At 66.8% G+C, this 9,290-nt stretch carries 8 protein-coding genes; all 8 read left to right on the forward strand.

What is annotated here, in order from left to right; translation table 11 throughout:
* Window positions 1-187 precede the first annotated feature (187 nt).
* The 8 genes from AB4061_RS04975 (at window position 188) to AB4061_RS05010 (ending at window position 9,146) form a co-directional block, all read left to right on the forward strand.
* Window positions 188-1,150 carry an amidohydrolase family protein gene (locus AB4061_RS04975; protein ID WP_441631439.1) on the forward strand — a complete coding sequence of 321 codons (963 nt, stop codon included), beginning with the start codon at window positions 188-190 and terminating at the stop codon, window positions 1,148-1,150.
* 23 nt (window positions 1,151-1,173) lie between these two features.
* Window positions 1,174-1,926, forward strand: a complete 753-nt coding sequence (locus tag AB4061_RS04980; protein WP_441631441.1) for a maleate cis-trans isomerase family protein — start codon at window positions 1,174-1,176, stop codon at window positions 1,924-1,926.
* Window position 1,927: 1 nt separating this feature from the next.
* Entirely contained in the window at window positions 1,928-2,773 is an 846-nt protein-coding gene (locus AB4061_RS04985; protein ID WP_441631443.1) for an alpha/beta fold hydrolase, read from the forward strand.
* 39 nt (window positions 2,774-2,812) lie between these two features.
* A complete protein-coding gene (locus tag AB4061_RS04990) occupies window positions 2,813-3,859 on the forward strand; it encodes a 2,5-dihydroxypyridine 5,6-dioxygenase (RefSeq protein WP_441631444.1) in 1,047 nt (348 codons plus the stop codon).
* Entirely contained in the window at window positions 3,856-4,485 is a 630-nt protein-coding gene (locus AB4061_RS04995; protein WP_441631446.1) for an isochorismatase family protein, read from the forward strand. The genes AB4061_RS04990 and AB4061_RS04995 overlap by 4 nt, the downstream gene beginning before the upstream one ends.
* A 243-nt stretch (window positions 4,486-4,728) precedes the next feature.
* Window positions 4,729-7,137, forward strand: a complete 2,409-nt coding sequence (locus AB4061_RS05000) for a xanthine dehydrogenase family protein molybdopterin-binding subunit (RefSeq protein WP_441631448.1) — start codon at window positions 4,729-4,731, stop codon at window positions 7,135-7,137.
* A gap of 6 nt (window positions 7,138-7,143) precedes the next feature.
* Entirely contained in the window at window positions 7,144-7,971 is an 828-nt protein-coding gene (locus AB4061_RS05005; protein ID WP_441631450.1) for an FAD binding domain-containing protein, read from the forward strand.
* A gap of 8 nt (window positions 7,972-7,979) precedes the next feature.
* Window positions 7,980-9,146, forward strand: coding sequence for a xanthine dehydrogenase family Fe-S subunit (locus tag AB4061_RS05010; protein WP_441631452.1), 1,167 nt, complete (start codon window positions 7,980-7,982; stop codon window positions 9,144-9,146).
* Window positions 9,147-9,290: the final 144 nt, after the last annotated feature.

The raw sequence follows: 9,290 nt of genomic DNA on the forward strand, positions 1-9,290 counted from the left end.
GTGTGTGTGCTACACACTGTCAGCATGCTGAGTAATTTCAATCAGTGTACTGAGCAGAATTTGTCAGTGTTATGGGGGTTAACCCTTTTGGCTCCGACTAGACATTCCCCAACCTCGTTGCTATATTAAAAATGCTCAGCATACTGATCAATTAGCAAGCCCCCACCCAAACAGGAGTCGCCACAGCATGACGAGAATTCGGAAGATTGCCCTGGAAGAGCACTTCATGGCCCCCGGTTTCCAGGCCTATTCGAAGGGATACCTCCAGCACATCGACGCAGCGGTCATGGCCGATCTTGCCAAGCGCCTGGCTGATTTCGACGACATCCGCATCGGCGAGATGGACCGCGCCGGCATCGATTTCACCATCCTGTCGCAGACCGGCCCGGGCGTGCAGGGCGAGACGGATCGCGCCGCCGCCATTGGCCGCGCCCGCGAGAACAATGACTTCCTGGCGGCGCAGGTGGCGCGCCACCCCACGCGCTTCGCCGGCTTTGCCGCGCTGCCGATGCATGACCCCGTCACGGCCGCGGACGAGCTGGAGCGCGCCGTGACGCAGCTTGGCTTCAAGGGCTCGCTGGTCAACGGCCACACGCAGGGCGTGTATTACGACGATCCTTGCTACGACGCGTTCTGGGAACGCATGCAAGCGCTGGACGTGCCGATGTACCTGCATCCGACCGATGCGTTTGTCGCGCCGCATGTGTATTCGGGCCATCCGGAAATCAGCGGCGCGGCGTGGGGCTGGGGCGTGGAGACGGCCAGCCACGCGCTGCGCCTGGTGTTCGGCGGCGTGTTTGACCGCTTCCCCCGGCTCAAGCTCATCCTTGGCCATATGGGCGAGGGGCTGCCGTTCCAGCGCTGGCGCTTCGACAGCCGCTTTGCGGTGTATTCGCATGGCATCAAGCTGGCGAAGAAGCCGTCGGAATACATCGGCAGCAATATCGTGATCACCACGTCGGGCGTGTGCTCGCCGGCTGCGCTGAACGGCGCCATTGCCGAGATGGGCGCCGAGGCCGTGCTGTTCTCGGTCGACTATCCCTACGAGTCCACGGCGATTGCGGCGGACTTTATCGAGCAGGCACCGATGGACGAGGCCACCCGCCGCCTTGTCTGCCATGGCAACGCCGAACGCATTCTCAAGCTTTGAACCCCGAAACAACGGAGCGCCCCGTGCAAAAGACTTTCCGGATCGGCCAGATCGTGCCGAGTTCCAACACCACGATGGAAACCGAGATCCCCGCGATGCTGCTCGCGCGCCAGCAGGTGCGGCCTGAGCGGTTCACCTTCCACTCCAGCCGCATGCGCATGAAGAAGGTGGTCAAGGAAGAACTGGCGGCCATGGACGGCGAGTCCGACCGCTGCGCGCTGGAGCTGAGCGACGCTCGCGTCGACGTGCTGGGCTATGCCTGCCTGGTGGCCATCATGGCCATGGGCCACGGCTACCATCGCGTTTCGGAACAGCGCCTGCAGGCCCATACCGCGGCCAACGGCGCCGACGCGCCCGTGGTCACCAGCGCCGGCGCGCTGATCGATGCGCTCAAGGTGATCGGCGCCAAGCGCATCGCCGTGGTCGCGCCGTATATGAAGCCGCTGACCGAGCTGGTGGTGGACTACATCCGCAACGAAGGCTACGAAGTGGTGGACTGGCGCGCGCTGGAGATCCCCGACAACCTCGAAGTCGGCCGCCATGACCCCGCCAGGCTGCCCGGCATCGTCGCGCAGATGAACACCAAGGATGTGGATGCCATCGTGCTGTCCGCTTGCGTGCAGATGCCGTCGCTGCCGGCGGTGGCCAAGGTGGAAGCCATGACCGGCAAGCCGGTGATCACGGCCGCCATCGCCACCACCTACGCGATCCTCAAGCAGCTCGGCCTGGAACCCGTGGTGCCGGGCGCCGGCGCCTTGCTCTCGGGCGCTTACTAAGATGGCTACCTTTGTTTGCGGTGGCAACGTCCACGCCAATGGCATCCGCCAGCACTATCTGCGCTATGGCGGCCACAGCGGCGCGCGCGGAACGCGCGATCCGGTGATCGTGGTGCCGGGCATCACCAGCCCGGCCATCACCTGGGGCTTCGTTGGCGCTCGCCTGGGCGAGCAGTTCGATACCTATGTGCTGGATGTGCGCGGACGCGGCCTGTCGTCTGCGTCGGACACGCTGGACTACAGCCTGGACGCCCAGGCCGCCGACGTGCTGGCGTTCGCGCAGGCGATGAACCTGCCCAGCTACAGCGTGCTGGGCCATTCGATGGGTGCGCGCATCGGCATCCGTGCCGCGCGCAGCCAGCCCGCGGGGCTGGCGCGGCTGGTGATGGTGGATCCACCGGTGTCCGGGCCTGGCCGGCGCGACTATCCCGCGCAGCTCGCCTGGTATGTGGACTCCATGGCGGTGGCGCGCCACGGCGTGGACATCGAGACCATGCGGCGCTTCTGTCCCACCTGGACCGACGAGCAACTGGCGTTGCGCGCCGAATGGCTGCACACCTGCGACGAGCGCGCCGTGCTGGCCAGCTTCCAGGGTTTCCATACCGACGATGTGCATGCCGACCTGCCGGGCATTGGCATTCCCGCGTTGTTGATGGTGGCCGGCCGTGGCGATGTGGTCCGCGCCGAGGATATTGAAGAGATTCGCGGCCTGTTGCCGCAGCTTGAGGTCAGCCATGTGCCGGGCGCCGGCCACATGATTCCGTGGGATGACGAGGCGGGTTTCTACAGCGCGCTGGGCGACTTCCTCGGCGCCGAAATCGTCCCCCGGCACATGGCCGCGGCCTGAACTACCGATCTACCGATCTACCGATCATCAGGAGAGAGCATGCCAGTCAGCGACCACGCCCTGATCCAGGCCTGGAAACAGGTCCTCACGCTGTCCCGGCTCGCGCCCGGGCAGACCGTCACCATTCTCACCAGCGCCGCCACGCATCCGCAGACGTTGTCTTGCGCGCTGGTTGCCACGCAGGCGATGGGCGCCATCGTCAATCGCCTGGACCTGCCGCCCGTCAACGCAGACAAGGCCTTGAGCCGCGATCCGCTGGCCTACCTGGGCACAACGGCGCTCACCGGCAACCGCGCGGCCATTGCCGCGCTCAAGGAGAGCGACCTGGTGCTGGACCTGATGACGCTGCTGTTCTCGCCCGAGCAGCACGATATCCTCAAGACCGGCACCAAGATCCTGCTGGCGGTGGAGCCGCCTGAAGTGCTGGTGCGCATGGTGCCCACCGAAGCCGATCGCGAGCGCGTGAGCGCCGCCAACGCGCGGTTGTCGCGGGCGAAAGAGATGACGGTGACATCTGACGCGGGCACCGACCTGCGCTGCCCGCTCGGCGAATTTCCCGCCATCAGCGAGTACGGCTTTGTCGACGAGCCGGGGCGCTGGGATCACTGGCCCAGCGGCTTCGTGCTGACCTGGCCGAACGAGGGCGGCGCGAGCGGGCGCATCGTGCTGGACAGCGGCGACATCCTGCTGCCGCAGAAGGGCTACGTGGCGGATCGGGTCGAGTTGACCGTGGAAGGCGGCTTTGCCACGCGCATCGAAGGCGGCCTGGATGCCGAGCTGCTGAACGACTACATGGCATCGTTCAACGACCGCGAGGCCTATGCCATCTCGCACATCGGCTGGGGCCTGCAGCCGCGCGCGCGGTGGTCCACGCTGGGCCTGTATGACAGGGAGGCCTCGATCGGCATGGACGCGCGGGCTTACGAGGGCAATTTCCTGTTCTCGCTCGGCCCCAACAACGAGGCAGGCGGCAGCCGCACCACCGCCTGCCATATCGATATCCCGTTGCGTAACTGCACCGTGAGCCTGGACGGCGAGGACGTGGTCCGGCAAGGCAAGGTACTGGACGGACGGAACAGCAAATGACGAGACATTGCGAACTCCCCACCTACGAGCGCCAGGGCTTCGGCACCCAACTGCCGCTGCAGGGCCCCGTAGGCCTGCTGATCGTCGACTTCGTCAACGGCTTCGCCGATCCGGCGATGTTCGGCGGCGGCAATATCGCCGAGGCCATCGCCAACACGGTGCCGCTGCTGGACCGCGCGCGGGAACAGGGCTGGGCGGTGGCGCACAGCCGCATTGTGTTTGCCGACGACGACGGCGACCGGAACATCTTCACGCTGAAGGTGCCCGGCCTGCTGACGCTCAAGGAGCATGGGCAGGCCAGCGCGATCGTTGCGCAACTGGCCCCGCGCGATGGCGAACTGGTGGTGCGCAAGACCGTGCCGTCCGCCTTTTTCGGCACGTCGCTGGCGGCGTGGCTGACGCAGCGCGGCGTGCGCACGCTGGTGGTGGCCGGCGCGGTCACCAGCGGCTGCGTGCGCGCCAGCGTGGTCGATGCCATGTCGCACGGTTTCCGCCCGCTGGTGGTGTCGGACTGCGTGGGCGACCGCGCAATCCAGCCGCACGCGGCCAACCTGTTCGACATGGAGCAGAAATACGCCGCCGTGATGCCACGCGAGCAGGCGCTGGCGGCACTGGCACGGCTCTGAGCGGCGCCCCGCGCACTGCATCGGCTAAAGCCCCAATTGACGGTTGTCGTTTGCTTCGCCAATGTGGCGATACGCTCAGTGCACTGAATATATGCGGCGCGCATGCGCACTGGCGCATGGGTATGGCTTATCGATCAGCCGGTTGCCAGGACGATCGCCGTTCACGAACGCCACGAGCGCGACGGACCCCACGAACCCCACAAAGCAGTCACGGACGGCGGCAAGCCCGGGCTGGAGGAATGTATGGACAAAGACCACATCGAGAAGGAAGGCGGGCAGGGCGTAGGCGCGCGCGTGGCCCGCAAGGAGGACGCGCGCCACCTGCATGGCAAGGGCCGCTTCGTCGCCGACATCGCCATGCCCGGCCTGCAGGAGGTTGCGTTCCTGCGCAGCCCCATGGCGCACGCGCGGCTGCTGGCGCTGCACAAGCCGCAGGGGCTGGAGCATGCGGTGATCGGGCGTGACGACATGCATGGCGCGCTCGACATCGTGGCCGACTCGGCTTTCCCGTCGTACCAGCCGTCGGCGCAGCCGCCCTTGGCTGCCGGCAAGGTCCGCTTTGTCGGCGAGCCCATCGCCATGGCCTTCGCGCGGACCCGCGCGCAAGCCGAGGACATTGCCGAGCGCATCGTCGCGGAGCTGGATGAACTGCCGGCGCTCACCGATGTCGATGGCGCGCGGCAGGGCAGCGACATCACGCGCGTGCACGAGCACTGGAAGGACAACCACTTCCTCACACTCACCGCCGACAAGAATTTCGACACGCTCAGCAAGACGGCCTCCGTGGTGGTCAGCCGCAAGATCGACCTGGCGCGCCAGTGCATGGTGCCGATGGAAGGCAAGGCCGTGCTGGCTTACTGGGACCACCAGTTCGACCAGCTGATCGTCTACAGCGCCACCCAGGTGCCGCACATGATCCGCACGGTGCTCAGCCATTGCCTGGGCCTAGAGCAGGAGAAAGTCCGCGTGATCTCGCCCGACGTGGGCGGCGCCTTTGGCTACAAGTGCGTGCTGCAGCAAGAGGAACTGTGCATCGCCTGGCTCGCCATGACGTACCGCAAGCCGTTCCGCTTTATCGAGGACCGGCGCGAACACCTGACCGCGGGCGCCAACTCGCGCGAGCACCACTACGAGGTCACGGCCTACGCCGACGCGCGCGGGCGCTTGCTGGCGCTGGACGCCAGGATCGCCATCGACGGTGGCGCCTATTCGGTGTGGCCCTTCACCATCGGCCTCGAACCGGGCCAGGCCATCGGCAACCTGCCGGGGCCGTACGCCTTCGATGGCTACCGCTGCATCACGGAATGCGTGGCCACCAACAAGCCCGGCTTTGTCCCGTACCGCGGCGTGGCGCGCACTGGCGTGTGCTTTGCCATGGAACTGCTGATGGATGCGCTGGCGCGCGAGGTCAAGCGCGAGCCGTGGGAAGTCCGCTGCGAGAACCTGGTCCAGCCGGAATCCATGCCCTACGTCAACGTCACCAACAAGCACTTCGACGGGGGCGACTACCCGGCCAGCGTGCGCAAGGCCGCGGAGATGATCGGGCTGGCGCGCATCCGCGAGCGCCAGCGTCAAAGACTGAACGATCCTTCGGCCGGCTCGCGCTATCTCGGCGTGGGCTTTGGCACCTACACCGAGCAATCGGCGCACGGCACCTCGGTGTTCGCCGCCTGGGGCACGCCGGTGATTCCCGGCTTCGATTCCGCCACCGTGCGCATCACGCCGGACGGCGGGCTGGAAGTCCGCGTTGGCGTGCACTCGCATGGCCAGGGCATGGAAACCACCTTTGCCCAGATCGCGCACGAGATCCTCGGCATCGATGTGTCGCGCGTGAAGGTCGTGCACGGGGACACCGGCGTGACGCCATTCTCCACCGGCACCTATGCCTCGCGCTCGCTGGTGATGTCGGGCGGTGCGGTATCGCGCGCCTGCAAGGCGCTGGTGCCGCGCTTGCTGAAGATCGGCGCGCATATGCTGCAGTGTCCCGAGGACGAGGCGACGCTGGCAGGTGGTTCGGTGACGGCGGGCGAGGCCGCCGTGCCGATCAGCGAAATCGCCAACGCCTGGTACATCAACCCGCAGCGGCTGCCCGCCAATGTGGATCCCACCGGGCTGGAAACCACCATGGGCTACAAGCCCAACGTGGATACCGGCAGCTTCACGTACTCCACCCACGCCGCGCTGGTGGAGGTCGACACGGATTCCGGCCACGTCGAGATCCTCGACTACGTGGTGGTGGAAGATTGCGGCACCATGGTCAACCCCATGGTGGTGGAAGGGCAGACTTATGGCGGCGTGGCGCAAGGCATCGGCACGGCCATGTTCGAGGAGATGCGCTACGACGGCAACGGCCAGCCGCTGGCCTCCACGCTGGCCGACTACATGCTGCCCGGCCCGACCGAGATCCCCTCGATCCGCATCCACCATTTCGAGACGCCGTCGCCGCATACGGAATTCGGCGCCAAGGGCATGGGCGAGGGCGGCGCCATCGCGCCCCCCGCGGCCATCTTCAACGCGGTCAACGACGCGCTGGGCCAGTTCGGCGTGGAGTTGCTGGAGACGCCCCTCACGCCGCGCAAGGTGCTCGAAGCGCTGGCCCGCGCCGAGCAAGCCCGGAATCCGCAAGCCACGCCAACCAGAGAGGCGGCCTGAACCATCATGAAAGCAGCTGCATTCACCTATCACGCGGCCCCCACGCTGGCCGCCACCTGCGCCGCGCTGGCGGACCGCACCGACAACGCCAAGGTCATGGGCGGCGGACAGTCCATGGGCCCGATGCTTAACCTGCGCCTGACGCGGCCCGATGCCATCTACGATCTGTCGAAGCTTGCCGAGTTGCGCACGGTCGCCGTGCAGCAGGATCGCGTGCGCATCGGCGCGGCGGTCACCCATGCGCAGATCGAGGATGGCGAATTCCCGGCACTGCGCGGCGGCATGCTGCAATCCGTGGCGCGCGGCATCGCCTACCGCGCCATCCGCAATCGCGGCACCATCGGCGGCAGCCTGGCGCACGCCGATCCCGCGGCGGACTGGGTGGTGGTGCTGACCGCCGTCGGCGCGCAGATCGAGCTTGCATCCAAGGCCGGCACGCGCATCGTGCCCATGACGGAGTTCATGCTGGGTGCGTACACCACGGCGCTCACCGAAGGCGAGCTGATCTGCGCTGTCCATGTGCCCAGCCAGCCCGAGGCCGCGCGCTGGGGCTACCACAAGCTGTGCCGCAAGACCGGCGAGTTCGCCGAGGCCAGCTGCGCCGCGTACTTCGATCCGTCCACGCGCTTTGCCCGCATCGCGCTGGGCGCGCTCGACGGCGCGCCGGCGCTGCTGCGCGGCCTCGCCAGCGACATTGCCACGCACGGCCCCGCCGCGCTCACGCCGCAGGCCGTGCTGGCCGCCGTGACGCAGGCCACGCCGGCCAAGGATGCGATCGACCGCAAGCTCTGCTGCGTTGCCGTCACGCGCTGCATCGAACAACTTTTTAACTGAGGGCCGCAGTGGAAACCATCGCATTGACGATCAACGGCCGCGCAGCTGCCGGCGCCTGCGCGCACCGCACCCACCTGGGCGACTTCCTGCGCGACGGACAGGGCCTGACTGGCACCCACCTGGGCTGCGAGCACGGGGTTTGCGGCGCCTGCACCGTGCTGGTCGACGACAAGCCCGTGCGCTCGTGCATCACCTTTGCCAGCGCCTGCGCCGGCAGCAAGGTGGTGACCATCGAAGGCTATGACGACGACCCCGTGATGCGCGAGCTGCGCGCCGCGTTCAACCAGCACCACGCGCTCCAATGCGGCTACTGCACACCCGGCATGCTGGCCACCGCCCGCGACATCGTGCTGCGGCTGCCGGATGCCGATGAGGCAACCATCCGTCATGAGCTATCGGGCAACCTCTGCCGCTGCACGGGCTATATGGGGATCGTGGCCGCGATCAGCTCGGTGCTGGCGCAGCGCAAGCCGCGCGCTGCGGGCAGCACGGTGCAAGCCGTAGCCGTGGAGGTGAAACGCGAGTTCGTCTGCTTCACGCCTGCAGCCGACAGCGCTGTCCAGGCCCACGCCGAGCCTGCCGCCAAGGAAGAAGCCGAGCGCAGCGCCGACAAAAAGGGCTGGTCGCGCATCGACGGCGGCTTCAAGGTGCCGTTCCCGGCCGACGACGTGTGGCGCTTCATGGCGGACCTGCCGGCGGTGGCAAGCTGCCTGTCGGGCGCGGCGCTCACCGAGCAGGATGGCGATCGCGTCAAGGGGCATGTGGCGATCAAGTTCGGACCGATGGCGGCGCGCTTCAACGGCGCGGCGCGGCTCGAGCGGGACGACGCGAACCGGCGCGGCGTGCTCAAGGGCGCGGGGCAGGATTCACTGAGCAACTCCAAGGCCGCTGGCGATATCACCTATGTGCTGCAGGCGATATCGGCGGGCGAGACCGAAGTGCTGATCGACCTGCAGTACTCCCTGCAAGGACCGCTGGCGCAGTTCTCCCGCTCCGGGCTGGTGCGCGATTTTGTCCGGCGCATGATGGCGGATTTCGGCAAGAACGTCGCCCGCAAGATGGACCCGTCGCTGTCGGAGAGCGAGCGCAGCCAGGTCACGCAGATGAATCCGGTAGCGATGATGGTGGGTGTGATGTGGGAGAGGGTGAAGCGGGTGTTCGGCGTGGCCCGCTGACGCGGGGGGTGCGTTGTGGGCGGGGTTTTATTGCATCTAGCTGCTGTCGCGGCTGTACGGGGTTGGCCGTTTTGGAACGTGTGGGATGTCACTTTTCTTTACTCGTAAAGAAAAGTGACCAAAAGAAAGCGATCCTTGCAGGAG

Source organism: Cupriavidus sp. YAF13 (assembly GCF_052113425.1).
Classification (GTDB): Bacteria; Pseudomonadota; Gammaproteobacteria; order Burkholderiales; family Burkholderiaceae; genus Cupriavidus.